The 26431-nt window shown below is 65.2% G+C and carries 21 protein-coding genes and 1 tRNA gene; 16 read left to right on the plus strand and 6 right to left on the minus strand.

What is annotated here, in order from left to right:
- Window positions 1-69 precede the first annotated feature (69 nt).
- The 3 genes from HRL41_RS05805 (at window position 70) to HRL41_RS05815 (ending at window position 1834) form a co-directional block, all read left to right on the plus strand.
- Complete coding sequence (locus HRL41_RS05805) at window positions 70-330, plus strand: DUF3343 domain-containing protein (RefSeq protein WP_172135943.1); 261 nt, start codon at window positions 70-72, stop codon at window positions 328-330.
- A 55-nt stretch (window positions 331-385) separates the two neighbouring features.
- Window positions 386-1009, plus strand: coding sequence for a sulfurtransferase-like selenium metabolism protein YedF (gene yedF / locus HRL41_RS05810; protein WP_172135944.1), 624 nt, complete (start codon window positions 386-388; stop codon window positions 1007-1009).
- A 279-nt stretch (window positions 1010-1288) separates the two neighbouring features.
- Window positions 1289-1834, plus strand: coding sequence for a TetR/AcrR family transcriptional regulator (locus tag HRL41_RS05815; protein WP_172135945.1), 546 nt, complete (start codon window positions 1289-1291; stop codon window positions 1832-1834).
- 27 nt (window positions 1835-1861) lie between these two features.
- Here the strand turns inward: HRL41_RS05815 and selD are convergent, their stop codons facing one another.
- Entirely contained in the window at window positions 1862-2938 is a 1077-nt protein-coding gene (gene selD, locus HRL41_RS05820) for a selenide, water dikinase SelD (RefSeq protein ID WP_172135946.1), read from the minus strand.
- A gap of 253 nt (window positions 2939-3191) precedes the next feature.
- Here selD and HRL41_RS05830 point away from each other — a divergent pair, with 253 nt between their 5' ends.
- The 4 genes from HRL41_RS05830 to HRL41_RS05845 all read left to right on the plus strand — a co-directional run bounded on the left by HRL41_RS05830 (window position 3192) and on the right by HRL41_RS05845 (window position 9107).
- On the plus strand, window positions 3192-6398 hold the full coding sequence (locus tag HRL41_RS05830; RefSeq protein WP_216662539.1) for a molybdopterin-dependent oxidoreductase: 3207 nt from the start codon (window positions 3192-3194) through the stop codon (window positions 6396-6398).
- Entirely contained in the window at window positions 6398-7330 is a 933-nt protein-coding gene (locus tag HRL41_RS05835) for a 4Fe-4S dicluster domain-containing protein (RefSeq protein ID WP_172135949.1), read from the plus strand. The genes HRL41_RS05830 and HRL41_RS05835 overlap by 1 nt, the downstream gene beginning before the upstream one ends.
- Window positions 7323-8084 carry a cytochrome b/b6 domain-containing protein gene (locus HRL41_RS05840; RefSeq protein ID WP_172135950.1) on the plus strand — a complete coding sequence of 254 codons (762 nt, stop codon included), beginning with the start codon at window positions 7323-7325 and terminating at the stop codon, window positions 8082-8084. The genes HRL41_RS05835 and HRL41_RS05840 overlap by 8 nt, the downstream gene beginning before the upstream one ends.
- Before the next feature lie 129 nt (window positions 8085-8213).
- Window positions 8214-9107, plus strand: coding sequence for a formate dehydrogenase accessory protein FdhE (locus tag HRL41_RS05845; protein WP_172135951.1), 894 nt, complete (start codon window positions 8214-8216; stop codon window positions 9105-9107).
- 260 nt (window positions 9108-9367) lie between these two features.
- On the opposite strand, the gene HRL41_RS05850 is transcribed toward HRL41_RS05845, so the two are convergent.
- The 4 genes from HRL41_RS05850 to HRL41_RS05865 all read right to left on the minus strand — a co-directional run bounded on the left by HRL41_RS05850 (window position 9368) and on the right by HRL41_RS05865 (window position 13452).
- The gene (locus HRL41_RS05850) at window positions 9368-10024 is read right to left on the minus strand and encodes a hypothetical protein (protein WP_172135952.1); all 657 of its coding nucleotides are present in this window, start codon (window positions 10022-10024) and stop codon (window positions 9368-9370) included.
- A gap of 344 nt (window positions 10025-10368) precedes the next feature.
- Window positions 10369-11421, minus strand: a complete 1053-nt coding sequence (locus tag HRL41_RS05855; RefSeq protein ID WP_172135953.1) for a DUF5692 family protein — start codon at window positions 11419-11421, stop codon at window positions 10369-10371.
- Between the two features lie 176 nt (window positions 11422-11597).
- Window positions 11598-12152, minus strand: coding sequence for a TetR/AcrR family transcriptional regulator (locus HRL41_RS05860; protein WP_371808806.1), 555 nt, complete (start codon window positions 12150-12152; stop codon window positions 11598-11600).
- A gap of 499 nt (window positions 12153-12651) precedes the next feature.
- A complete protein-coding gene (locus tag HRL41_RS05865; RefSeq protein ID WP_172135955.1) occupies window positions 12652-13452 on the minus strand; it encodes an SDR family NAD(P)-dependent oxidoreductase in 801 nt (266 codons plus the stop codon).
- Window positions 13453-13749: 297 nt separating this feature from the next.
- Here HRL41_RS05865 and HRL41_RS05870 point away from each other — a divergent pair, with 297 nt between their 5' ends.
- From HRL41_RS05870 to HRL41_RS05895, 6 genes are all read left to right on the plus strand, one after another.
- The gene (locus tag HRL41_RS05870) at window positions 13750-14076 is read left to right on the plus strand and encodes a Veg family protein (protein WP_172135956.1); all 327 of its coding nucleotides are present in this window, start codon (window positions 13750-13752) and stop codon (window positions 14074-14076) included.
- Window positions 14077-14289: 213 nt separating this feature from the next.
- Window positions 14290-14365: transfer RNA gene (locus HRL41_RS05875), tRNA-Ala, on the plus strand.
- Between the two features lie 320 nt (window positions 14366-14685).
- Entirely contained in the window at window positions 14686-17094 is a 2409-nt protein-coding gene (locus HRL41_RS05880) for a molybdopterin-dependent oxidoreductase (RefSeq protein ID WP_256368291.1), read from the plus strand.
- 8 nt (window positions 17095-17102) lie between these two features.
- A complete protein-coding gene (locus HRL41_RS05885; protein WP_172135958.1) occupies window positions 17103-17720 on the plus strand; it encodes a 4Fe-4S dicluster domain-containing protein in 618 nt (205 codons plus the stop codon).
- A gap of 21 nt (window positions 17721-17741) precedes the next feature.
- Window positions 17742-18977 (plus strand): NrfD/PsrC family molybdoenzyme membrane anchor subunit, encoded by a 1236-nt coding sequence (gene nrfD, locus HRL41_RS05890; RefSeq protein WP_172135959.1) that lies wholly within the window; start codon window positions 17742-17744, stop codon window positions 18975-18977.
- A gap of 188 nt (window positions 18978-19165) precedes the next feature.
- The gene (locus tag HRL41_RS05895) at window positions 19166-20395 is read left to right on the plus strand and encodes an MFS transporter (RefSeq protein ID WP_172135960.1); all 1230 of its coding nucleotides are present in this window, start codon (window positions 19166-19168) and stop codon (window positions 20393-20395) included.
- Between the two features lie 151 nt (window positions 20396-20546).
- On the opposite strand, the gene HRL41_RS05900 is transcribed toward HRL41_RS05895, so the two are convergent.
- Window positions 20547-22013, minus strand: a complete 1467-nt coding sequence (locus tag HRL41_RS05900; protein ID WP_172135961.1) for a PLP-dependent aminotransferase family protein — start codon at window positions 22011-22013, stop codon at window positions 20547-20549.
- Between the two features lie 109 nt (window positions 22014-22122).
- Between HRL41_RS05900 and HRL41_RS05905 the strand changes: the two genes are divergently transcribed.
- Genes HRL41_RS05905 through nrfD (HRL41_RS05915) form a run of 3 tightly spaced genes read left to right on the plus strand, consistent with a single transcriptional unit; the run spans window position 22123 to window position 26384 of the window.
- On the plus strand, window positions 22123-24546 hold the full coding sequence (locus HRL41_RS05905) for a molybdopterin-dependent oxidoreductase (RefSeq protein ID WP_165170218.1): 2424 nt from the start codon (window positions 22123-22125) through the stop codon (window positions 24544-24546).
- An 8-nt stretch (window positions 24547-24554) separates the two neighbouring features.
- A complete protein-coding gene (locus tag HRL41_RS05910) occupies window positions 24555-25172 on the plus strand; it encodes a 4Fe-4S dicluster domain-containing protein (RefSeq protein WP_172135962.1) in 618 nt (205 codons plus the stop codon).
- A gap of 12 nt (window positions 25173-25184) precedes the next feature.
- A complete protein-coding gene (gene nrfD, locus HRL41_RS05915; RefSeq protein ID WP_172135963.1) occupies window positions 25185-26384 on the plus strand; it encodes an NrfD/PsrC family molybdoenzyme membrane anchor subunit in 1200 nt (399 codons plus the stop codon).
- Window positions 26385-26431 lie beyond the last annotated feature (47 nt).

Here is a 26431-nt window from a genome sequence, read left to right on the forward strand (position 1 = left end):
ACCAAGGCATGCGGCTGCGGCGCGTCAGCCTCGAGTTAGCACAAGGAATCGAAAGGGAAGAAGGTTCTCGTGTCAACGTACGTGATCGCATTCGAGTCGACCCATGCGGCCATGGCGGCCTCGAAGACGCTCGCCTCGGGCAGCGTGGACTTCCAGACCATTCCCGTGCCCACCGCGATCAGCGCGGGCTGCGGCATCGCCGTGAGGTTCGACGCGCCTGACCCCGAGGAGGTGCTCGCGCGCATCTTCGGCGCGAAGCGCGACACGGGCCTGGCCTCCCTCTACCGCGCCACCGGTGACAAGACCTACGAGCGCGTCTGCGCCCTGTAGCCAAGGAGGCGGCGGGCCCATCGCCCGCGCGCCGCGAAGGAAAGGAAGCTCTACCATGACCAAGATCCTCGACGGATTCGGCAAACCCTGCCCCATGCCGCTCGTGATGGCGAAGAAGGAGATCGACGCGGGCTGCCATGACCTGGCCGTCCAAGTTGACAATGAGACGGCGGTGAAGAACCTCACGCGCCTGGGGAAGAAGACCGGCCTTGCGGTGGCGTGCGACGTCATCGAGGGCGGCTGGCTCATGACGTTCTCCGAGGGCGACGGCACCACTCCCGCCGAGCCTGATCTGGCCGCGGCCATCTCCGCGGGCCCGGCCTGCTCTGCGGGCGGCGGCTGCGGATATGCGGTGTTCGTGGGGAAAGACCACGTGGGCGAAGGCGACGGCGAGCTCGGCTACAACCTCATGAAGATGGCGCTCTACACGCTTTCCGAGAGCGATGAGGTGCCGGCGAGCCTGCTGTTCATGAACTCCGGCGTGAAGCTCGTGGCGGGTGACGAGCAGCAGATCGTCGACAGCGTGCACGCGCTCGAGGAGAAGGGCACCGAGGTGCTCGTGTGCGGCACCTGCCTGGACTTCTACGGCGTGAAGGAGAGCCTGAAGGCTGGCGAGGTATCCAATATGTACGACATCCTGGGACGCATGCAGGAGGCGGCGAAGGTCATCACGCTGTAGCGTTTCGGGCGCCCCGCTAGCGAAGAGCCGGCGGGGCGCACTTTGTCTTCCTGCCGCTCTCATGGGCGCTCGGCTTGAGGTGAAAAGGCAGGTGACGCGCCTGCGCGAGCGGCGCGTAAAGCAGACCGAGCGGCGGCGGGCGACGTGCGGAAGACGCGCTGCCCGAGGTTGCCCTCGTGGAAACATCTTTCTAAATTTAAGCGTATTTCCCTAACGTATAATCCCACGCTACGAGAAGAGAAGAGAAATTGGTGGGAGTTCGTGGGCAAATACGAGGACATGAGAGATGCGGCATTGGCCATCATGAGCGAGGGCGGCGTTCGCGCGCTCACGCTTCCGCTTCTGTTCGAGCGCGCGCATACGGGCGCAGGTACGTTCTACCATTACTTCAAGGATCGCGAGGACCTGATCGAGGCGGTGTTCGTCTACTGCTACAGCGTGGCGGTGCACGAGCTGGCCGACAAGGACGACCCCGCGGCTCCCACGCGCCAGCGCTTTGATGATCTGTGCAAGCACATGTACCACGCCTACGTGTTCTACCCCCAGGAGCTGAACTTCCTGTACTGGCACACCTTCGGCTACGTCGAGCCTGACGTGAACTGCTGCCGCGTGATCCCGTCGGTCATGCTGCTCACGGGTATCATTGACACCGCGCAGAAGGAGGGGCTCGTGCGCACCGACGTGGCGCCGTCCGTCATGGCGCGTGTGGTGCGCGGCATGGTGGCGAGCGTGTTCTGGGGATACGAGCGCGATGCCTACGTGATGGACGAGACTGCCGCCGAGCGCTTCGCGGCGAGCGCCTGGCGCGCCATCGAGGAGCTTTGACGAACGCTTAGCCTGCGCCGACGCGCCCTAGTCCGAGAACGTGATCTTGCAGGCGGAGTCCTCCACCACGCGCCCGATTCTCCAAGGGGCCCGCCCGCTCTCGCGCGCGAACGTCGCCTCGAACGCCGCGGCGCGCTCAGGCGGCACGGCCGCCAGGATCCCGCCTGAGGTCTGCGGATCGCAGATCACCGCCATGCGGTTGTCGAACTCGTCATCGCCAAGCTCGCCTTGGACGACGAACGGCGCGGCGTAGTCCATGATCGAGAACGTGCGGTTCGGGCGGCAGTACGCGCACGACAGCTCCCACGCGCGCTCGAACAGGGGCAGCGCGTCCCAGTCGAGCACGGCGCCGACGTGGCTCGCCTCGAGCATCTCGTGCAGGTGCCCGGCCAGGCCGAACCCTGTCACATCGGTGGCCGCGTGTGCGCCCGCTTCGAGCATGGCCGTGCCGCCAGCGCGGTTGAGCTCCTTCATCGACGCGATGACCGGCGCGAACGTCGCGGCGTCCACCTCGCCGATCTTGTACGCGGCGCTCACGAGCCCCACGCCGAGCGGCTTGGTGAGGAAGAGCACGTCGCCGGCGCGCGCACCCTCGTTGCGCATGATGAGTTCGGGGTGCACGGTGCCGAACACGCACAGGCCGTACTTCGGCTCGGGGTCGTCCACCGAGTGCCCGCCCACGATGAGCGCGCCTGCCTCGGCCACGGCGTCGGCGCCGCCCGCGAGCACCTCGCGCGCCACGGCGTTGCCGAGCGCGCAGTCGAGCGCGAGCACGTTCAGGGCGCACACGGGGGTCGCCCCCATGGCGAACACGTCGGAGAGCGCGTTGGCCGCGGCGATGCGCCCGAAGTCGTACGGGTCGTCCACCAGGGGCGTGAGGAAGTCCACCGTGAGCACGGCGGCCACTTCGTCGCTCAGGCGGAACACCGCTGCGTCGTCGCTCGTCTCGAAGCCGAGCAGCAGGTTGCGTGCGAAGGGCGAGCTATCGTTCGCGCCGCTCAAAATGGGTGCGAGTATGTCGGCGAGGTCGCCCGGACCCCACTTCGCCGCTCAACCGCCCTTCGACGTTAGCTCGGTGAGGCGAACGCGCTCCTTCTCGCTCATGGCACCCTCCTTTCGCGTTGCTCGCATCGCCCCATTATAGGCCAACCCCCGTCCCCGCGCTCCGCACGTCCCCGCGCGTTCACCCGTGGCCTTGCCTTCGGCAATTCATGCCTGAAGAATAATTCCAGTTAAGGTTTTGTGCGCAAGCTGTTATGTTCAAAAAGGAGACCTGGAGCCTCGGAGGTGCGCTTCGGCATGCCCTGAGCTTCAGGTCAAAGGAGGAAAGCGAGAAGAGGAAAGGAGTGGGTAGCTCATGCAACTGACACGCAGAGGCTTCTTCAAGAGCATCGGCGCCGCGTTCGCTGCGACGGCAGCCTTCGAGGTCGTGGCAGCGTCCCCGGCTCTGGCTGTTGAGACGTCCAAAGAGTGGAAGCTCGTGAACACCGAGGAGTACACGAACATCTGCTGCTACTGCGCAGGCGGATGCGGATCGTTGTGCTCAGTGCGCGACGGCGAGCTCATCAACCTTGAGGGCGACCCCGACCACCCCATCAACAAGGGTGGCCTGTGCCCGAAGGGCGCCTCGATGTTCCAGCTGCGCAACATCGTGGACCCGCAGACGCGCGAGGTCATCAAGAATCCCGAGCGCGTGACCAAGCCCATGGTGCGCCGTCCCGGTGCCAAGGACTGGGAGCCCATCACATGGGAGGACGCGATCAAGGAGATCGCACGCAAGGTGAAGGATACGCGTGACGCCACCTTCATCGAGAACGAGGGCGGCATGACCGTCAACTGGACCCCCGGCATCGCAAGCTTGGGCGGTTCGCAGGAGAATTCCGAGGAAGAGTACCTCATCTTGAAGATGATGCGCTCGCTTGGTGTCGTTGCGATCGACAACCAAGCCCGTGTTTGACACGGCCCCACTGTCGCCGGTCTGGCGGCATCATTTGGTCGCGGCTCCATGACGAGCCATTGGTGCGACTTCCAAAACACCGACGTGATCCTGCATTGCGGGTCCAACTCCGTCGAAAACCACCCCGTGAGCTCCAAGTGGCTGAACAAGGCGCATGAGCGCGGGGCGAAGTGGATCGTGGTCGATCCGCGCTACACCCGTACTGCCGAGATGGCCGACATCTACTGCCCCATTCGCTCGGGCACGGACATCGCGTTCTACGGCGGCATGTACCACTACATCATCGAAAACCTGATCGAGCCGAACCTGGCCGATTACCTGGCGGGCAAGGAAGTTCCCGTCTATAACTTCGAGTATCTGCTCAACTACACCAACGCGAGCTACCTGCTCGATCCCGAGTACTCCTTCGACGTCGAGTCGGGCCTGTTCTCAGGCTACGACGAGGCGACCAGGACCTACTCCAACCACTCCTGGCACTACCAGACCGAGTCTGAGGAGCAGTGGGATACCGCGGGCGACTACGCCTGGGCGGTCAAGCCGGGCGTGCCCGAGTTCACCACCCCCACGCTGCAGCACCCGAAGCGCGATATGACGCTGCAGGACCCGATGTGCGTGTACCAGCAGTTCAAGAAGCACTACTCCCGCTACGACATCGAGACCGTGTGCAACGTCTGCGGCATGGACCGCCAGACGCTCGAGCTCGTCTACGAGACGTACTCAGCCTCCGCGGCGCCGGGCAAGGCCGGCATGATCCTGTACGCCCTCGGCCAGACGCAGCACACCTACGGCGCCCAGAACACGCGTGCCATGTCGGTCATGCAGCTGCTCTTGGGCAACATCGGCGTGCCTGGCGGCGGCGTGAACGCGCTGCGCGGCGAGCCGAACGTCCAGGGCGCCACTGACATGGGCATGATGGTGAACGAGCACCCTGCGTACCTCAAATGGGCCAACACCACCGATCGCTCGTCTCTGCGCAAGTGGCTTGAGTCCCAGACGTATTCGGACGGCTACTACACCAACAAGCCCAAGTTCATCGTGTCGTCGCTTAAGGAGTGGTTCGGCGAGAACGCCACCGTGGAGAACGACTACGGCTACGACTGGTGGCCGAAGGTCCCCTCCAAGAAGACCGACCAAGACTACACGCACATCTCAACGTTCGAGCTCATGAGCCAGGGCGTCATCAAGGGCTACTTCAACTGGGGCATGAACCCCTGCCACTCAGCCCCGAACGCGTCCAACGTGCGCCGCGCCATGGCCAACCTCGACTGGCTCGTGGTGGCTGACCAGGTGGCTACCGAATCCGCCACCTTCTGGAAGGCGCCTGACATGAGCCCCGAGGAGATCAACACCACGGTGTACTTCTTGCCGTGCGCGCTCATCTACGAGAAGCCGGGCGTCATCCTGAACTCCGGCCGCTGGCTGCAGTATCGCTACCAGGCCGTCGAGCCGTGGGACGAGGCCAAGCCCGACTACGAGATGTGCGATTTGCTGTGGACCGAGATTTGCAGGCTCTACGAGGCGGAGGGTGGCGCGAACCCCGATCCGATTCTCAAGACCAAGTGGGACTACTACATCGACGGCAAGATCGATCCGCGCCCCGTGGCGTGGGCCCTCAACGGCTACCGCGTGGCGAACTCCGACTTCGCCGACGAGAAGGTCGATCTGCTCTCCGGCTACTCCGAGATGGCCGCTGACGGCTCCACGGCGTGCGCCATGTGGATCTACTCTGGCTTCTGGAACAACAACGACGCTCCGCTCGACCCGGCCGCCCAGCCCATCGGACGTCGCGACAACGATGACAAGTCGGGCCTCGGCCTGTACTCGAACTGGGCGTTCAGCTGGCCCTCGAATCGCCGCATCCTGTATAACCGCAACTCGGCTGACATGAGCGGCAAGCCGTGGGCTGCCGACAAGAAGCTCGTCGAGTGGACGGGGGAGAAGTGGGACCTGGTCGACCAGGCCGACTTCGTGGCTGCCAAGAATGGTGCGCCCGTACCGCCCAATAACAAGACGTTCTTCATGCTCTGGGAGCAGAACGGCCGTCTGGAGAGCTACGGCATGGAGGACGGCCCCGTCCCCGAGTTCTACGAGCCCTTCGAGAGCCCGGTCGAGAAGAACCTGCTCAACGGTGCGCTCTCCTCGCCGTGCATGCGCTTCGCCGAGTACGAGTCCACCAAGCACGGCGACGCTGCAGACTACCCGATTGTGGCCACCACCTACTCGGTGACCGAGCATTGGCAGACCGGCGGCCAGTCGCGCGCCTGCCCCGCGCTCGTGGAGGCCATGCCCGCCCAGTTCGTCGAGATCTCCGAGGAGCTGGCGGCTGAGAAGAGCATCAAGCCAGGTGACAAGGTGCGCGTGTTCAACAACCGCGGCTCGGTCGTGGTTGACGCGGTGATCACCAAGCGCCTGAAGCCGATGCGCGTCCACGGCGTGACCCAGCATCTGGTGGGCCTCACGCACCACTACAGCTGGGCCGGCGTGTTCGGCACCGAGGCTTCCACCGTGAACGACCTCACCCCGAACGTGGGCGATCCCAACTCGTTCACGCCGGAGTACAAGGCGTTCCTCGTTGACATCGAGAGGGCGATAGGGGGTGCGAAGTAATGGCGGAGAAAGCTATCTTATTTGACACATCCCGCTGCACGGGGTGCCACGCTTGCCAGATCGCGTGCAAGTGCTGGAACAACCTGCCCTCGCCTACGGGGCTGAACGAGAACAAGTTCTCGGGCACTCATCAGAACCCGCCTGACCTGAACGGCCAGACGCGCCTGATCATGACGTACAACGAGTCCGAGGGCACCCTGCCCACCAAGACCGTCCAATGGGCGTTCGGGCGCCGCTCCTGCCAGCATTGCGCAGACGCGCCGTGCGCGAGCATCTGCCCGGCGGGCGCCATCTACAAGGACGTGGTCACCGGCATGGTGACCACGGATAACTCCAAGTGCGTGGCTTGCCAGTACTGCTCGACGGCCTGCCCCTTCGACGTACCGCGCTACGACGGCGTGCAGGGTACCATCAACAAGTGCACAGGCTGCGTCGACCGCATCGAGCAGGGCATGGCCCCGGCCTGCGTGACCACGTGCCAGCCCGAGGCGCTCGCTTTTGGCGACCGCGACGAGATGCTGGTCGAGGCCGAGAAGCGCCTTGAGATGCTCAAGCAGCGCGGCTACGAGAACGCCGTCATATACGGCGCCGAGGAGATGGGCGGCCTGCACGTCATCCAGGTGCTCAAGTACGGCGTTGAGGCGCATGGCCAGGTGGCCAACCCGACGGTGAGCCCGGTGACTACGCTCACCAACCTCATGAAGCCGGTCACGGGTGTGGTTTCGGGCGTCACGGTGCTCGGCCTGGCCGCCATGTTCGGCCTGGCCGCCGGCTACAAGCGCGACAAGGTGGTGTACAACGCCGAGACCGAGGACACGATCAGCCTCATCACGGGCGACGTCGTGAAGCACGGCGACGGCCAGGACACCACGTCGGTGAAGGACCACATCCTGGAGAACCTTCCCGGCAAGAAGGGAGGCGACCATGAGTAACGCACGTGTTCAGGTTACCCCCGAGCAGGTCGTGGAGAACAAGCGGTTCCTGGAAGCTCGCGAGCAGAAGGGCACCGAGCGCTACATTGTCCGCCACTCCAAGCAGGCGCGCATCACGCATGACGTCACCATCATCGCGTGCATCCTGCTGTGCATCACGGGCCTGTTCGTGTTCGTGCCGCCGCTGTCCCAGGCGGTCGGCTCCGACGTGGTGTTCATCATTCGCATGGGTCACCGCGTGATCGGCGTGGTGTTCGTGGCGGTACCGCTCATCAGCGCCATCATGGCGCCGAAGGGCGTGGCGCATATCTTCAGGAACCTCTTCGCCAGGTGGGACTCCGACGACAAGAAGTGGATGATCCTGTTCTTCCCCTACCTGTTCATGGCGAAGTGGATCCATATGCCCGACCAGAGCGAGGTCAAATCCGGCCAGCGCTTCGCTGACGGCATGCTGTGGTTCGCGGGCGCGCTCATGGGCGTCACGGGCGTCGTGATGCTTCTGGGCTCCACCGTGTTCGACTTGGACGGTGGCGTGTACGCCGTCATGCTGCTTCTGCACGACATCGGGTTCTTCCTGATCGCCGTGTTCGGCATGGCCCATATCTTCCTGGGCGCGGGCATCTTCCAGCCCTACCGCGGCACCCACAGGCTCATGTTCGGCGACGGACTCGTCTCCGAGTCCGATGCCCTGTACCACTGGGGCCACTGGGCGCGCGAGGAGATCGCAAGCGGCAAGAACGTCATCGAGAAGTAGAGGGCGCGCCGCTCCCGCCCGCCCCTCCGGGGGCGGGCGGGGCGCCTGCACGCGCTGCTGCGAGCCCCGCGGGCCTTGCGAAGAAGGCCCGCGGGGCTCGCAAGCAAGCTATGACGAAGGAACTGTTCCATGAACCTGAAACTCATCGACGCGGCGATCGCCGCGTACACCGGCAAGCTCGACGACGCTGACGCGGCGCGCTTGGCGTTCTTCCGCGCGCTGTGGGACGTGCAGGCCGCCTGCGCGGCCGAGGCGCCCGCCCAGGTTGCCTGGGAGGCGCCGGCACCGTCTGACGTGCGCGCCGCCTACGAGGACGCCCGTCCCGTGCTGAGCGTCGCGCCTGTCGCCATCGACGCTGACGCGCTCGCTGCGGCGCTCGGCAAGCTCGCGGGTGTGTTCGCCGACGCAGGCGGCTTCCCCGACAATGTGGTCGCGGCGTTCGCGCGCGTGAAGTGGGACCGCGTGGTACGTGCGAGCGACCTCGCGCTCGCAGGGTCGGACCCGAGCGCATGGCTCGCCGACTTCGCGGCCGTGCTCGCCGACGACGGCATGACCGAGGATCAGGCGCACCTCGGCGCCTTGGCGGCGTCTCTGGCGCTCAAGGTGCAGCTCGAGCGCCCGGCGCAGGCCGCCATGGGCGCGCTGCGCGCCGCCGGCGCCGCCGAGCCGCGTCCGCTTCTGTGCCCGGTGTGCGGCAGCGCTCCGCACCTGGCGCACGTGGGCGGGGCCACCTCGTCAGCGGGGCGCGGGCGCGCGCTCGTGTGCCCCCAGTGCGCGGCGGTGTGGGAGTTCGAGCGCGTGCGCTGCGCGCGCTGCGGCACGCGCAGCCAGGCGCACCTGCACTTCTTCAACGTCGAGGGTGATGACGCGCACCGCCTGGCCACGTGCGACGAGTGCGGCGGCTACATCCGCACGCTGTACTCCGAGGACGCCTTGGCGCCCTGCTCCTACGAGGTCGAGGACGTGGTGATGGCCCGCCTCGACGCCATCGCGCAGGACCCGGGCAGGGGAGGGGAGCACTAGCGCCTCTTCGAGGCGAAAGCGGCCTTTCCGGTGTTCAAACGGCTTGCCAGCATGGCGGCTTGGCAAGCGACTCGCCCTTTACATGCATATTGAGTTTCCGCAGTACGTGTACGCCGCGGCTGTTTGAACACCGAAAAGGCCGCTTGGCAGATTATAAGCAGAAACCGCCCGCGCGAGCGAGATGCCGCGCGGGCGGTTTCCGTTTTGCGGACGAGGGGTCGCGGCCGCGACTGCGGGGCTCGCAGGCGGGCCGACAGATGCTAAGCGCGGGTGTCGCTTACGTGCTGGCAGGCGTCGCCGTAGAGCACGTAGCCGTCCGAGGCCGTGATCTCGTTGCCGTACACGGGGTCGAGCGCGACGAAGTTGCCCAGCGTGAGGTTGTCGGGGTCGTGCGCATCCCTAAACCCGATGAGGCAGATCCAGTGCTCGCCCCACGAGCCGGCCACGTGGATGACGGTCGGGCGCCCGGCGGATATCTCGTCGTAAGCCTCCCGCAGCAGCGCTGCGTCAGACCCGAGGCTGCGGAACGACGAGTTCCCGCCGCCCCAGCGGGGCCACGTGCAGCAGCCGCAGCCGTAGAAGGAGTGGTCGGTGGCCTGCCCGGTGATGACGGCATCGCCGTAGGCGCAGGCATAACCGGGGCAGCAGATCATGTGGCCGTCAGCCACCTGGTTGCCGATCTGCGCGATGACGGCGGGGTCGTAGGGAAGCGTGCGGTTGGCCTTGAGGTCGGCCTGCGCCTGGGTGACCTTCGCGGCAACCTCGCGCGCGATGGCGGGCACGCTGAGCGCGCCGGGCGCTCCTTCGGCGGCGAGGGCCGGCGCGGGCGCAGCTGCGAGGGAGAACGCCGCGAACGAGGCGGCGAGGGCGGCGGCCGCAAGAGGTCGCGCGAGGCGTTCGAATACGCGTTGGGGCACGTGAAAGCGTCCTTTCCCGGCCGCATAGGGTGCGTTTGACGTGGGCGCGGCCGCCGAAGAGGTTACCAAAGCGTCGCCGCCTCGTCGGAAATCGCCTCAATCTGTGCGAGCTGTCCACATCCGATGCACCCAACCCCCACGTCTTGCGCATCCATTCTCCACGTCCGCTGCGCCCTTTCCCCACAACGTCTTCGAAAGAAAACCAACACCCCAGGTGAGAGCCTTGTTAGTCACCTTTGACGCTCTGCCGAGCCGCCGTCAGAAGGCGTCGCGGCCCCAAAACGCGGAGAGCCTGCCTGGGGGCGGGCTCTCCGAGGGGGTGCTTGCGGTGCGCTGTCGGCTTGCTACCGGTGCGCGGCCTCGAGACGGGCGAGCTCCTCGGGCGTCGCCGACTTCGGGGCGGTTGCCAGCAGGCGCTCGGCGGACTCGCGGCGCGCCATGGCGTGCTCGAAGTCCCTCGTGCCCACGAAGACCTCCTTGAGCCACGGGTTCACGCCGAGCTTCTTCGCGCGGTACAGGATGTAGGCGAGCGCGGCCACGTTGGCGGCCAGGGCCACGGCGGAGACGGCGAGGTTCACGTCGGGGTTGTTCACCGACTGCGCGGCGAAGATGGAGTCGTTCGCGAACATCGGGAACACCTGGCAGAACATGCACCAGGTTGCCAGCGTGAACGCGCGGTTCTGGATCCAGCCGCCCCTGTTCCACAGGAAGCAGGCGATGGTGGGGGCGAGCAGCAGGGCGACGCCGCAGTACCAGGAGTGCGTCGGCAGGCAGTTGTAGGTGTAGCAGAAGTTCCACAGGTCGTAGGCGATGATGAAGACCCACGTCATGTCGGGCCACAGCATGTCCTTGCGGTCCTTGGAGATGTAGATGCCGAGCCATCCGGTCATGCAGGCGATGTTCAGGATGCCGGCGATGCCGTTGAGCACGTTGTGCCAGCCGCCGTAGAGCAGGACGCCCTCGGGGGACACCCAGGTGGTGCCGAACGCGCGCACGGCGCTCTCGAAGTCGCTCACCACGGCGATCAGGATGTTGATGGCCACGATGACGAACGGGAAGTACTTGAACCACTGCGAGCGGCCGATCTTGGTCCACGAGTACTTCAGCATCATGAAGCCGATGCAGCCCGCGGTGGCGGCGTACACCTTCGCGTAGTGGAACCAGCCGTTCATGTCGGTGTGCGTGGGGTTGGCAAGCGCCCACTCGGCGCCCATCGCCGCGCTGATCTCCACGACGAGGCAGTACACCGTCATGGCGCCGCACAGGCCCACGAACACGGTCAGGCCGCCGACCTTCGTGCGCCGCTCGAACTCGTTCAGCAGGATGAGCGCGACGAGGACGACGATCATCCCGGCCCATTGGTATAAGGCTTGGTCGCCGTATACGTCAAACAACATGAGAACCCCTCCTTTGGGTTTGCGAGGCAGGTTGCCCCGCGCTTCGACTCCAGCCCTCGGGCGGCTTCAAGCCGCCCCTCCCCGCGTCTGACACCCTCGCTTCCGTCTGAGCCTTGCAGCTGCCCTTTGCGTCCGCTCCCTCGCTTCCGTCTGAGCCTTGCAGCTGCTCCCGCGCCTCAGCGGTCCATGTGCAGCGTCTGTGCGATGAGGTCCTTGATCACCTCGTCGCTCACGTCGGGGTTGCGGCGCAGGAAGGCCGTCACCCCGATGAGCAGCACGTAGAACGTCTCGTACACGTGCGTGATGCGCAGCTCGTGCAGCGCCTCGTAGTCGCGCACGGTGTGGCTCTCCATGAAGCGCGCCACGCGGTCGGCCACGCGGTTGATGAACTCGATGTAGAGCGACGCGTTCTCCTTCGAGGCCAGCGCGATGCGGAACGAGTCGTTCTCGAACAGCGCGAGCCGCAGCAGGCGCACCACGCTGGTGAGGGCGTCCTCGATCTCGCCGACCGTGCGCTGGGCGTCCCAGTAGTGCACGGCCTCGATGAAGTCGGCGACGTACGTGTCGAGCACGGCTGACGTGACGGCTTCCTTGTTGGGGAAGTAGTGGTAGAACAGCGAGCGCGTGACGCCGACTCGCTTGGTGATGTCCTGGATCGAAGTGCGGGACAGTCCTTTCTCCTCGTACAGGCTGCGGGCGGCGTCGATGATCTCCTCGCGCCGCTCGCGCACGTTTGCGCCTCTGCGCGTCGGGGGATGGGAAGCGCGTGCTGCTTCGTTTTCCTGCGAGTGCATAGGCCCTCCTTCAACGGCTGGTTTGCGCGCGTCCAGCAGCATGGCGAAGCCCCGATCCTACCGTCTGGCGGCGTTGCGCGGAACGTCCGCGCGGATGCCCGCTCTTTGCGGGCATCCTGGTTTTGCAGGTGTTTCGTCGTGCTGCGGACACCATACGTCGCTTGTTGACAGATCGTCAATCGACAGATTCGGCGATCCGTCAATCCGTTTACGTAAATCGGGAAAACGTCAATGTTCTTGAGGGATTTCCGCTCCCAGACGCAACGCGACCCGCCGATGATGCGGGGCATCCGTCAGCGGGTCGCGTCGGGGGGTATCGAATTGTACGGGCCGCCCGCGCCCGCGGGCGGGAGCGGGCGGCCCGCAGGTGCGGGCGTGGGCCGGGCTGGTCGCTTGCGGGAGCGAACGGCAGTCGAGTGGCTGCAGGCCCAGGCGCTTACGGGCGCTGGCCCATGCCGCCCTCGAGCGTGATGGTCTCGCCGCTCATGAACTTGAAGTCGGGGCTGGCGAGCTGCACCACCACGCGGCCGATCTCGGTCTCCACGTTGCCGTAGTGGCCCATGGGGGGCATGTGCACGTTGGCCTCGAACGCCTCGGGGTAGGCGTCCTTGAAGTTCTCGAGCGCCGCGGTCCACGCCAGCGGGCACACCACGTTCACGTTGATGCCGTCGGGGCCCCACTCGGTGGCGGCCACGCGCGTCAGGCCGCGGATGCCCTCCTTGGCGGCCGCGTAGGCGCACTGGCCGAAGTTGCCGAACAGGCCCGCGCCGGAGGCGAAGTTGATGACCGAGCCCTTCGTCTCCTTCAGATGCGGGTAGCACGCCTGCATGTAGTAGAAGGTGGCGTAGAGGCCCGAGTAGATGGCCAGGTCGAACTGCTCGGGGGTGTGGTCGGCGAGCGTGACGCCCGAGGCGGACGCCTGCGCGTTGTTCACGAGCACGTCGATGCGCCCGAACTTCTCGATGGCCGCGTCGACGACGCCCTGCGTGACGGCCTTGTTGTCGGCGCCGGCGTTCACGTCGGCGGCCATGATGAGGACCTGGATGCCGTGCTCGGCCTCGAGACGCTCCTTGGCGGCTTCGAGCTTCTTCACGTTGCGGCCGGTGATCACCAGGTTCGCGCCTTCCTTGGCGTAGGCCGTGGCGATGCCGTAGCCGATGGAGCCGGCCGATCCGTCCTTGAGCGCCGCGAAGCCGGCGCCGGTGATGATGGCGGTCTTACCTTCGAGAAATCCCATGGGGCCTCCTTGTGGACGAGCGCGCCAGGTGAGTGCGCAGCGCGCATGAGCGTGAGGGAACGAGTTCATCCTAGGCGAAGGGGAGGGGCGGGGGTGAAACGAAAAGGCCAGATGCCGCGAGGGGCAGGTGGAAGGCGGCGCAAACGGACGCGCGGGCACGCGCGGAAGGTTGGGCCGACGGCGCGTCAGACCGCCCGAACTGCGGATAGTTGGTGCGCATCTAACGTTCTCTTGACAGACGTGGTACAATGTGCAGCTGTTATCTGTATCTGCAACATACGATAGGATGTTTCGAGCATGGATTTGGCTAAGCAAGCGAAAATCGTTGACTCTATTCATGATACCCTCAACGACTTTGTTGGTCAACGACTCAAGGTCCGCGCCAACATGGGCCGCTCCAAGATCGTCGAGAGCGAAGGCGTTCTGACCCAGGTTCACCCGCAGCTGTTCATCATGGAGGTCGACCGCAAGCGCGGTCGCACGGCGCGTCAGTCCTACCAGTACGTCGACGTGCTCACCGGCATGGTCGAGCTCTCCCAGAACGGCGAGCCTCTGTTCGCGCCCTTCATCGAGGAGATCGCCGCCGAGGAGGAGGTCCCCGTCGAGGAGCGCGTGCTGATCTAGCAGGCATCTCTCGCGAGAACGAGGCGCCCGCGCAGCCCGATGGTTGCGCGGGCGCCTCTGCGTCTCCCCTGCTTGCGGCTTCGGGCTCGGCTTCGGACGAAGGCGCGGCGGGACGTGTTCAAAATGTGAACGCAAGTTTTTCATTGACAAAAGCGCGCGCAAGCATCAAAATACTGCCTTGCGCATGACGCGAAAGCGCTGCGCCACGCACGTGGGGATGTAGCTCAGCTGGGAGAGCATCACGTTCGCAACGTGGGGGTCGTGGGTTCGAATCCCATCATCTCCACCACGTCATTCCAAGCGCCTCGGACTCCGGGGCGCTTCTCATTTCCGGGGGCCTCTCAGGGGATTCGAGCCGTGAGGCCGAACGCCGTCAGGAGAACAGCTCTGCGGGCTGCTCTCAGGCGACCGCCCGAAGGCGCCTGCGCCGAAGGCCGATAGCGTTAACCCAGAGCGTCCGCCGAAGGCCTCAACCCCATCTGTCCGTATCAATTCTCCCATACCTGTCCGTTTTGTGCCGAACAAACTTTAGGCATAAAGAAATGGTCATTATTGGGAGGAGAGGTTATGGAGAACAAAGGAAATGAAAATTCCGTCCTTGTCCGAAACATGTCAAGGCGGAACTTCATGAAAGGCGCGGCAACCATGGGAGCTGCATGTGCCGGAGCGGGCATGCTCTCGGCCTCTGGTTGGCTGTCTCCCCGTGAGGCGTTGGCGGATGACGTCGATTCCGAGCAAGAGGAGAAGTCCTTCACGTATCATTGTGCCAACTGCGGAAACCCGGCCTGCGCATTGGAATGCACCACGAGAGGCGGCAAGCTGGTAAAGATCGAGCCGAACCAGGGGTGGAATGATCCGCGCCTTGCGACGATATGCCTCAAGGGCATCAGCGAGATCAACCGCATCTACAGCGAGGATCGCTTGCAGACCCCGCTGAAGAGGGCTGGCGAACGTGGAGAAGGGAAGTTCGTCGCCATAACGTGGGATGAGGCCATCTCTACGGTGGGGGATAGCCTGAAGAAGGCAATCGAAGAGCATGGCCCCAAGTCGGTGTGCTTCTACTCGTCTTCAAGTGCGAACACCGACGACGGCATCAGGTGGCTTCCCACCTTGCTGGGAACGCCCGCGAGGCGCGCTCATCCTGCGGGAGGTGGAATCGACTGCGGCATCGGCAACGGGTACGACGACACGACGGGCAATTACGCGCCTGTGGTTCCGCAAAGCTCCGATGTCCGCACGTGGAAAGACTCCGACGTCATGGTGCTGGTGGGTCATAACCCGGCAGAATCACGGCTTCACAGCGTCCGCTATGTTCTGGAGGCGAAGGAGGCCGGCTCGGAGCTCATCGTCGTGGATCCTCGATACACGACGACCGCTCAGCATGCCGATTGGTGGATTCCCATCAAGCCGGGCACCGACCCGGCGCTCATCACCGCCTCGATCCATCACATCATAGAGAACGGCCTGTACAACGAAGAGTTCGTTCTTGAGCATACGGCGTTCCCGTTCTTGGTCGACGTGGAGGCAGGCACTTACCTGCGGGCTACGCCGGAGACGAAGGATGAAGCCGGAAACGTCGTGAAGGGCGACGTGAACCCCTTCATGGTCTGGGATTCGGCAGCTAACGCGGTCGCTCCCTATAACAGCGGGGCTGCGCCGGAGCTCTTCAAGGAGGTCGTTGTAGACGGCAAGACCTACAAGACGGTCATGCAGCTGGCCAAGGAGACGTACGAGGGCGCTACGCCGGAATGGGCTGCGGAGATAACGGAGATCCCCGCGGAAGACATCAAGAAGCTGGCGGAGAAGTACGCCACCGCGGGAAGCGCCGTGCTGAGCTACGGGATGGGCGGGGCGGACAAGTACCCCAACTCGGACATCACCGGCCATGGCATGTCCCTGCTGGTGTCGCTGACCGGCCACATCGGTCGTCCCGGCACGGGGTTCGGCGAGGGAATCGTTCCCCTCAACCATCCAGCCGCCATGGGCAAATGGAAGCTGCCCGAGCAGTTCAAAGTCTCCAAGCTGCCGCAGAGCGCCGCGACCTTCACCCAGGAGGAGAGCCCCGTGAGGGTTCTGTTCGGCATCGGCAACCCGATCAACCAGCTCTTCGCCAACAGCGAAGCCACTGACAAGTGGGTGAAGTCGCTCGACTTCGTGGTGTGCATGAACCCCTACCATTGTCCGAGCGTTGACTATGCCGACATCGTCCTTCCGACAACCACGGGGTTTGAGTCCGAGTACGACGTTCGCGGTTTGCAGAACAGGAGGGACCATGCCGTTCTGGCCGAGAAGGTCATCGAGCCTCTGTTCGACTCCCACACCGACTTCGAGGTCGAGCGCATGCTGTGCGAGTACCTCGGGTTCGGCGACTACATCCCGAAGGATCCCGAGGAGTTGGTGAACGCGCTGCTGTCGGGGGCGAAGGATCCGTGGAAGGGAATCACGGTGGACACCCTGAAGCAGAACAACGGCATTCAGCCTCTAGCCGTCTCCCCTAAGCCCGTGGTCAACTACGCTGATCTGAAGTTCCCCACGGCATCGGGCCGCTTGGAGGTATTCCACCCGTCGATGGCCAAGCACGGCCAGGCGCTGCCCGTTCACGAGGACTGCGAGGAGATCACGAGCGAAGAGGTCGCATCGAAGTATCCGCTGCAGTACGGTCAGGTCAGGTCCAGAAATCGCGTTCACTCGCAGTTTGCCGGAACCCATTGGATCAAGGACGTCAACGGGGAGCCCGCGATAAGGATCAACCCGAAGGACGCGGAAGCTCGCGGCATCAAAACCGGCGATGTCGTACGCGTCTACAACGACCGCGGATCGGTCAAGTTCGTAGCCCAGGTGGCGAAAGACATGCGCCCGGGGCAGATCTCCATCCAGGAAGGCTGGTGGCCGAGCCAGACGATAGAGGGGAACTTCCAAAGCCTTACGAACGACAAGCTGGTCGATCGTCAGCGTGACAGGAAGTACGGCCCGATCATCCCCTTCATGGATACCAAGGTCGAAGTAGAGAAAGCTTAGGTGAGATCATGACGAAGCTTGGCATTGCGATCAATCAAAGCCGTTGCGTCGGCTGCAACACCTGCTCTGTCTCGTGCAAGATGCAGAACAGAATCCCGTCGGGAATGCTCTGGAACAGGGTGCTGACCAACAATTCCGAGGTGGCGGACAGCGCCGAAGGCGAGTACCCCGATCTGCGCAGGACCTATACGCCGCTGGCCTGCCAGCACTGCGAGAACCCGGCCTGCCAGAGGGTGTGCCCGACTGGCGCCACCTACAAGGACGACAAGGGCCGCGTGGAGATCGACTACGACAAGTGCATCGGCTGCCGCATGTGCATGGCGGCCTGCCCCTACAACGCCCGCGTGTTCAACTGGGCCGAGCCCGTGCGCGACCCTGACTTCGCCTATGGCGACAAGGACGTTCCCCTGCGCCCCAAGGGAGTCGCGGAGAAGTGCACGCTTTGCAAGGAGCGCACGGACAGGGACGAGGAGCCCATGTGCGTGAAGTGCTGTCCGGTGGGGGCCCGCGTGTACGGAGACCTGGATGACCCGAACTCCGAGATCTCGAAGATAGCAAGGCTCGGCACTGCGAAGGTGCTGGAAGAGCACTTCGGAACCAAGCCGCAAGTGCGCTACTACAAATAGGGAAGGTAAGGAGATAGCAAGATGACAGCTTTGTTGAAGAAACCTGCCTTCGTAGCGCTCGTGGCGCTGGCGCTCGTCGGCATCGGCTGCTGGATATACCAGCTGGCTTCGGGCCTTGGCATAACGGGCATGTCCAACGCCAACTCGTGGGGCCTTTACATCATGATGTTCATGCTGTTCGTCGGCCTCTCGGCCGGCGGCCTCATCGTGGCAAGCTCTGCCAGCGTGTTCCATATCGAGCGCTTCAAGGCAGTGGCCATGCCGGCGGTGATTCTCTCCACGGCCTGCATCTGCGTGGCCGGCATGTTCGTGCTCATCGACGTCGGCGGCATCCAGCGCGTGTGGTGGATGCTCGTAAGCCCCAATCCCACGAGCCCGCTTTTGTGGGACATGTGCGTGATCACGCTCTACCTCGTCATCAACATCATCTATCTGGTGTTCATGAGCTCGAAGAAGGAGGGCGCCGAGCGCAAGGTCGCCATCGTCAGCCGCTTCGCGCTGCCCATCGCGATCCTCGTCCACAGCGTCACCGCTTGGATTTTCGGCCTGCAGATCGCGAAGGAGGGTTGGTACACGGCCGTCCTCGCTCCGATTTTCGTGGCGAGCGCCATGGACTCGGGTCTGGCCCTCTTGCTCTGCGTTCTCGCAGGCTTGAGGAAGGCCGGCAAGTTCGACGTGGACCAGAAGCTCTTCTCTACGCTTGCGGGCCTTCTTGCGACCTGCATCGCGGTCGACGCGTTCTTCATCGGGTGCGAAGTGCTCACCATGGCCTATCCTGGCGCCGCCGGGGCGGAGACGCTTGCGATCATGGCAACGGGCCCGACTGCGCCGTTCTTCTGGTTCGAGGTGATCGGCGGCCTCGTCGTTCCGTTCTGCATCCTCGTCTTCGCGAAGAACCGCGAGAAGACGAGCCTTGTCGTTGCTTCGAGCGCGCTCGTCATACTCGGCGTGTTCTGCAAGCGCATATGGCTGCTCCTCACCTCGTTCGTGATTCCCAACGTCGAGGGCGCGCCCGGGATGTCCCTTGGAACCTTCGCGGCTCAGAACGGCGGCGGGGAGATGTGGTCGCTCTTCGGCTCTTACTGCCCGACGCTGCCGGAGATCCTCATCGCCCTTGGCGCCGTCAGCGTCGGCGCCATCATCTTCTACGTGATAGCGCAGAACCTCATGTTCAAGAAGGAGACGGCTGCTTCGGCAGGCGGCAAGAGCGAGGCTCCTTCAGGTTCTTCCGAGGATTCGCTGACGGCAACTGCGTAATTCCCCTCTCTTGCGGATGGGGAATCCCTCTCTCCCTCCCTTTGCGGATTCCCCAATCCGTGCGGATTTCAGCTCCCTAGGGCATTGCGTGCAGGGCGAAGGCAAGATGACGTGGCCTGTCTGCCTGAGCCCTGCATGCGTGTCGCGGAGCCTTTTGTTTTCTCGTTCGGCTACTTGCAAGGATCAACATGTCCCAATCTCCAACGCGCATAGTCACGCGCGATTTCGTGTTGCTGTTCGTCGGCAACTTCATCGTGATGGCCGTCTACTTTCTGCTGCTGACCACCATGGCCTATTACGCGGCGAGCTCGTTCGGCGTGGAGTCCTCCCTCGCGGGGCTGGCTGCCTCGGTGTTCTTGGTCGGAGGCGTGATCGGGCGCATCTTGAGCGGCAGATACGCGCAGGGCCTCGGGATGAAGCGCATGGCGCTCGTCGCGCTCGTCGTCCAAGTGCTCATGTGCGTGCTCTACTTGGCGGACGGCTGGGGGATAGGCTTTCTCATAGCCGTGCGGCTTGTCCACGGCATATCGTTCGGCGTGGCGAACACCGTGATGCCGGCCTTGGCCGTGAGCGCCCTGCCGGCGGAGCGCCTTGGCGAGGGCACGGGGTACTTCATGCTCTCGAGCTCCCTCGGCTTGGGCATCGGACCCCTCATGTCGGTGCTGACGGCGCTGGGGTTCGACTACTCGCTCCTCTTCGTCTTGTGCATCGCGTTGTCGGCCGTAGCGCTCCTGGTCACCGTTCCCGTGAAGGCGTCCGACCGCTCGGAAGGGGCGTCTGGCCGCCCGGAGGGGGCGTGCGCCTCAGAGGGAAGCGCCCCTTCAGCATCGGAGCCGAAGCGGGGCCTCGCGTCTTTCATCGACACCTCGACCTTCACCTTCTCGGTGTTCATGCTCCTGGTGGCGTTTTCGTACTCGTCGATCAACGCGTTCATCAACAGCTACGCCATCGACTTGGGTATGGGCGTGTACGCCCCGTTCGTCTTTCTGGTCTACTCGGTGACCTTGCTGGTAACGCGGCTGTTCACGGGGCGCCTGCAAGACCGCTACGGCGAGAACTGCGTGCTCTATCCCTCCATCGCGTCGATGGGCGTGGGGCTGCTGCTCGCCGCGTTCGTCAGCTCCCCCGCGATGCTCCTCGCGTGCGGCGTGTTCATGGCGACGGGCTTTGGCACGAGCATGTCGGTGGGGCAGGCCGCCGCCATAAGGCTCGCCACCGGCAACGACACCTCGCGCACCATCTCCACCTTCTTCCTGCTCTGCGACGGCGGGTGCGGCATCGGCCCGTTCATATGGGGGTTCGTCCTGTCGGGCTTCGGGTACCAGGCCATGTACCTCTCGTGCGCCGTCGTGGCGTTCTGCGCGGTGCTGTACTACCGCGCGGTCTGCAGCCGCAAGATGAAGCGCTGCCGAGCTTGAGGCGCCCCGTAACCTGAGTTTGCCTGGTCTGGCATGGCGGAGATGCCGGGGGATTGCCGGGAGCTCCCGCGTCCAGCGGGCGACAACTGCCCAGTTGGCAAAGCCGTCCAGCGGGTGACAGCCGCCCAGCGGGCGTCAGCCGCCCGGCGGCTCAGTCGCCGAGCCAGGCGCGGCGCAGGGCCCTCACGCCCGGCTCGATGTCCTCGAACGCTATGGCGGAGAAGCCGATCATCACGCTGCTCGTGGGCGCGGTGCTGGGGAAGCGCATGCGGGCGGTGCCGTACACCTTGACGCCCTGCGCGAGCGCGGCGTCGATCAGCTGCTGCTCGCTCATGCCATTGTGAACGGTCACGTACAGGTGCATGCCCGTGTCGGTGCCCGAGATGTCCAGGACGCCGCCCATCTCGGCGCGCAGGCAGCGCAGGAGCTCGTCGTGCCGGCGGCGGTTGCCCTTCGCCGTCTTGCGCACGTGGGCGTCCCAGTGCCCCTGGGCGATGAACCGGGCGAGCGTCTCCTGGTTGAGCCACGAGACGGAGGGGTGCGCGTAGTTGAACAGGTCCCAGTAGCGCTCGAGCAGCCGCGGCGGCAGCACCGCGTAGGCGATGCGCAGGCTCGGCGAGAGCACCTTCGACACGTTGCACAGGTAGATGACCCTCCCGTAGGCGTCGAGCGACTGCAGCGACGGGACGGGGCGCGTGGAGTAGCGGAACTCGTTGCAGCTGTCGTCCTCGATGATGTAGGCGTCATGCTCCTCGGCCCACTTGAGCAGCCGCGTGCGCGCGTCGAGGGGCAGGAGCAGCCCCGTGGGGAACTGGTGCGAGGGGGTGCAGAACACGACGGTGGGACAATGCCGCTCGACGGCTGCGAGGAATGCCTCGACGCCCTGGTCGGAGGGCAGCGGGACCAAGGAGAAGTCCTGGCGGCGCGCCACCTCGCGCACGGTGGCGTAGCCCGGGTCCTCCATGCCGATGACGTCGGTCGCGCGGTTGAAGAGCTGCATGATCATCGTGAGCGCCTCGCCCGTCCCCGCCTGCACGACGACCTGCTCGGGGGAGCAGTCCACGCCGCGCGTCCGGCGGAGCAGCCGCGCCAGCTCCGCCTGAAGCGAGCCCACCTCGTCGGTGTAGGCGTAGCGGGCGAACTCGGGGGCCGTCTTGGCGTACAGGACCTCGTCGAGGAGCTGCCGCCAGGTGCGCACGGGGAAGGAGTCGGGCTGCAGGTTGGCGTAGGAGAAGTCGTAGCGCATCTCGCCGCCGCTGCGGTTCTCCGCGAAGAACGCCTCGCGGTCGCGGGTCTCGGCGAGCTTGCGCACCTCCTCCTCGCCTGACGCGCGCTCCAGCTTGAAGTAGTCGGAGTCGACGTGCTCGACGACGTACCCCGAGCGCGGCACGTTGGCGACGAGCCCCTCGGTCGTGAGCTGCAGGTAGGCTTGCTCGACGGTCGTGTGCGACACGCCCAGGTCCGAGGAGAGCTTGCGGATGGAGACGAGCCGGTCGCCTTGGACGAGCCTGCCTGACATGACGGCGTCTCGGATCTGCTCGTATATCTGCTGGTAAAGCGGTGCCCTCGCCGTCTCGTCAAGCTGCAGGAGCACTTCCGCCTTCCTCTTCGCGCTCATCTTGAACCTCACTCTGCCCGCATTTACATTACGCAATCTGTCCGTTTTTGAGCGGGCAGATTCATTTTACCCTGCTCGTTGGGTGAATGACGAGAAGAGGAGGGATTTCATGAACGAAACCAAACGCAGTTCACTCGCAAGCGCGACGACGATGTCGCGCCGCGGCTTCATGAAGGCCGCAGCCGTCGCAGGCGCCATAGGCGCCGCATCGGGCGGCATGTTCGGCGCCGGCTCCTGGTTCGCGCCGACGACGGCGCACGCCGAGTCGGAGGAGCGCACCTTCTACACGTTCCACCAGACGCTGTGCACCGGCAACTGCAGCTTGAAGTGCACCATGCGCGACGGGCGCCTGTGCAAGGTGGAGCCCAACGACATGCTTGACGAGGAGTACTCGATGTGCTGCGCCCGCGGCATGTCCGAGATCCAGCACATCTACGGCGACACGCGCCTGCAGACGCCGCTGCGCCGCGTAGGCGAGCGCGGCGAGGGCTCGTTCGAGGCCATCACCTGGGACGAGGCCATGAAGGAGGTCGGCGAGAAGCTGAAGGCCGTCTGGGATCAGCACGGCAAGGAGAGCGTGTACGTGTCGCTTTCCAGCGAGCCGCGCTTCGGCCTGCTCGCCGGCCTGCTCTCGGCCTCGACCTACGTCGAGCCGGGCATCGACATCGGCATCGGCAACGGCCTCGACCCCGCCACCGGCCAGAGCGGCTTCTACCCGGGCACGAACGAGACGCGCGACATGGTCAACTCGAAGTTCATCATGATCAACGGCCACAACTTCGCCGAGACGTGCATGATGCAGGCGCGCAACCTCCTCGACGCCATCGAAGCCGGCGCCGAGGTCGTGGTGGTCGACCCGCACTTCTCCACCACGGCGGGCATCGCGAGCAAGTGGATCCCCATCACGCCGGGCGCCGACGCGGCGATGTACCTGGGCATGATCAGCCACATCCTGGACAACGAGCTGTACGACGAGGAGTTCATGCGCGCACACAGCTCGATGCCCTACCTGGTGAAGGCCGACGGCTCGCTTCTGCGCTGGCATGAGGTCTCCGGCGAGGCCCCGCGCCAGGTCGAGGACGCGAAGACCAAGAAGGTCAAGGAGTTCGACCCCTTCGTGGTGTGGGACTCCAAGACCAACGGGCCGAAGGTCTACGACGACGCCGCTGCCGAGCCGGCGCTCTCGGCGCCCGCGTCGAGCGGCTACGCCACGGTGTTCGACCAGCTGAAGGAGAGCCAGAAGGCGTACACGCTGGACTGGGCGTCCGAGAGGACCGGCATCTCCGTCGACGACCTCGCCTACATCGCCGAGCGCTACGCGTCGAGCGGCGCCTCCATGCTGGGCCTCGGCATGGGCGGCTCGGACAAGTACAGCAACGCCGACGTGCTGGGGCACGCGGTCGCCGTCCTGGTGGCGCTGACCGGCAACATCGGCGGCCCGGGCAAGGCCGTGGGCAGCTTGAACGGCGGCCGCGGCCACAGCGCCTCGCTGGCCTCGTGGAAGTTCCCCGATGCCTCGATGAAGGCCAACACGCTCCCGATGTTCGCCTACGACTTCCGCACGCAGGAGAACGACGTGCACGCGGTCATCTCGGTGGGCAACACGCTGCAGCAGTTCTTCGCCAACATGAACCTCACCGCGGAGTGGCTGAAGACGCTCGACTTCGTGCTGGAGATCGACATCTACGACTGCGAGAGCGCTCGGTTCGCCGACATCGTGCTGCCGGCATGCACGAAGTTCGAGTGCCCCGAGGAGGTGGGCGACGTGAAGTGCGCCTCCAACCACATCATGACGGTGGGACGCGGCCTCGACCCGCTCTTCGAGAGCAAGACCGACTTCCAGATCATGCTGGAGATCGCACGCGCGGTCGGCCTTGACGACGCCATGCCGCAGACCGCCGAGGAGTGGGTGCGCTACCAGGTGGACAACAACACGGCCAAGGCGCTCGAGGGCGTCACGCTCGACAAGCTCCAGGAGAACCACGGCCTCATGCCCCTCGCCGGCATCGAGAAGCCGCGCATCGGGTTCGCCGACCAGAAGTACAAGACCGAGTCGGGTCGTCTGGACGTCTACTACGAGAAGATGGCGAAGTGGAACCAGGCGCTTCCCACCTGGGAGGAGTGCAGCGAGATCTACGCGGACAACCCGGCCCGCGCCGAGTACCCCTACCAGATCACGCAGACGCGCAGCCGCTTCCTCATCCACTCGATGTTCTACGACGCCAAGTGGATGAACCAGTACGTGGACGCGCACGTGGAGATGAACCCAGCCGACATGGCCGAGGAGGGCATCGCCGACGGCGACCTCGTCGAGTGCTACAACGACCGCGGCTCGTTCAAGTGCGAGGTCGTGGCCAACGAGGCGGTGCGCCCGGGATCCGTGCGCACGACCGAGGGCGCATGGTCGCGCAACATGGACGGCGGCAACATCCAGACCGTCACCAACGACTGGATGCCCGACCGCCGCGTCGACTTCATGAAGGGCGGCGTCACGCCGTTCAACGACACGCTCGTCGCGATCAGGAAAGCGTAGGTGAAGAGATGACGAAACTGGCTATCGCGATAAACACCGCGCGCTGCATTGACTGCATGACGTGCGCGAACGCCTGCAAGATGCAGAACAACGTGCCGTCCGGCATGCTGTGGAACCGCGTGATCACCGAAGGGGCCGACTCCGTGAACGGCGCCGTGGGCTCCTACCCCAACCTCACGCGCACCTTCCTGCCGCTGGCCTGCCAGCACTGCGAGAACCCGGCCTGCGAGAAGGTGTGCCCGACCGGCGCCACCTACAAGGACGACAAGGGCCGCGTGGAGATCGACTACGACAAGTGCATCGGCTGCCGCATGTGCATGGCGGCCTGCCCCTACAACGCCCGCGTGTTCAACTGGGCCGAGCCTCTGCGCGATCCCGACTTCAACTACGGCGATCCGCGCGTGCCGGTTCGCCCGCGCGGCGTCATGGAGAAGTGCACGCTGTGCAAGGAGCGCACGGACGACGGCGACGTCCCCATGTGCGTAGCCTGCTGCCCGACCAAGGCGCGCGTCTTCGGCGACCTCGACGACCCGGGCTCCGAGGTCTCGAGGCTCAAGCGCGAGAAACCTGTCCGCATCCTGCTTGAAGACAAGGGCACGCGCCCGCAGGTCTTCTACGTCAGCTAGGGGGTGTCAACCATGAAGACCAATACGTTTAGAAAGCCCGTCCTGGCCGTGTTCGGCGTGCTCGCCGCCGTCGGCGCGGCGTGCTGGGCCTACCAGCTGGCGTGCGGCCTGGCCGTGACCGGCATGTCCAACGCCAACTCGTGGGGACTCTACATCTGCATGTTCATGCTGTTCGTGGGCCTGTCGGCCGGCGGCCTCATCGTGGCGAGCTCGGCGCACGTGTTCGGCGTCGAGCGGTTCAAGGCCGTGGCCAAGCCCGCCGTCATCTGCTCGACGGCGTGCATCTGCGTCGCCGGCATGTTCGTGCTCGTCGACCTCGGCGGCATCGCGCGCGTGTGGCGCATCCTGACGGGGCCGAACCCCCTGTCGCCCCTGCTGTGGGACATGTGCGTCATCACCGTCTACCTCGTCATCAACGTCCTCGACCTCGTCTGGATGCAGAGGGGCGACGAGGACAAGGTCCGCAGGCTGTCCTACGTGGCGCTGCCGGTGGCCGTCCTCGTGCACAGCGTGACGGCGTGGATCTTCGGCCTGCAGATCGCGCGCGCCTGGTACACGGCCGTCATGGCGCCGATCTTCGTGGCCTCCGCGCTCGACTCCGGCCTCGCGCTGCTCCTGCTCGCGCTGCTGCTGCTCGACAAGGTCGGCGTCGCCGCGCTCGACGACGGCCTCATGGCGTCGCTCGGCAAGCTGCTGGCCACGTTCGTCGCCGTCGACGCGTTCCTCATCGCGTGCGAGCTGCTCACGATGGCCTACCCGGGCGCGGGCGAGGCTGTGGCCCTCTCCGAGATGCTCGCCGGCGCCACGGCCCCGTTCTTCTGGTTCGAGGTCGTGGGCGGCCTGCTCGTGCCGTTCGTCGTGCTCGCCGTTGCGGGGAACCGCCGGAGGCGCGGCGCGGTGGCGCTCGCCTCGGCGCTCGTCGTGCTGGGCGTGGCGTGCAAGCGCGTGTGGCTGCTGTTCACGAGCTTCGTCCACCCCAACGTCTACGGCGGCCCCGGCGTCACGTCCGGCACCCTCGCCGCGCAGCAGGACCCCGCGGCCATGTGGATGCTGCTCGGCTCCTACGCGCCGACCCCCGTCGAGGTCCTCGTGGCCCTAGGCGTCGTGTCGGCGGGCGCGCTCGTGTTCATGGTCCTGTCGAACAGGCTGGTCGCGGGCGCCCCGGCCGGCCGCGCCTCCGGGGCCGGCCGCGCCGCCTCGGCCTCGAAGTAGCCCTCCCCGACGGCGCGCCGGGGCCCCTCCCCGGCCGCGCCCCCGCC

The organism is Adlercreutzia sp. ZJ473 (assembly GCF_013185065.1).
Classification (GTDB): Bacteria; Actinomycetota; Coriobacteriia; order Coriobacteriales; family Eggerthellaceae; genus CAAEEV01.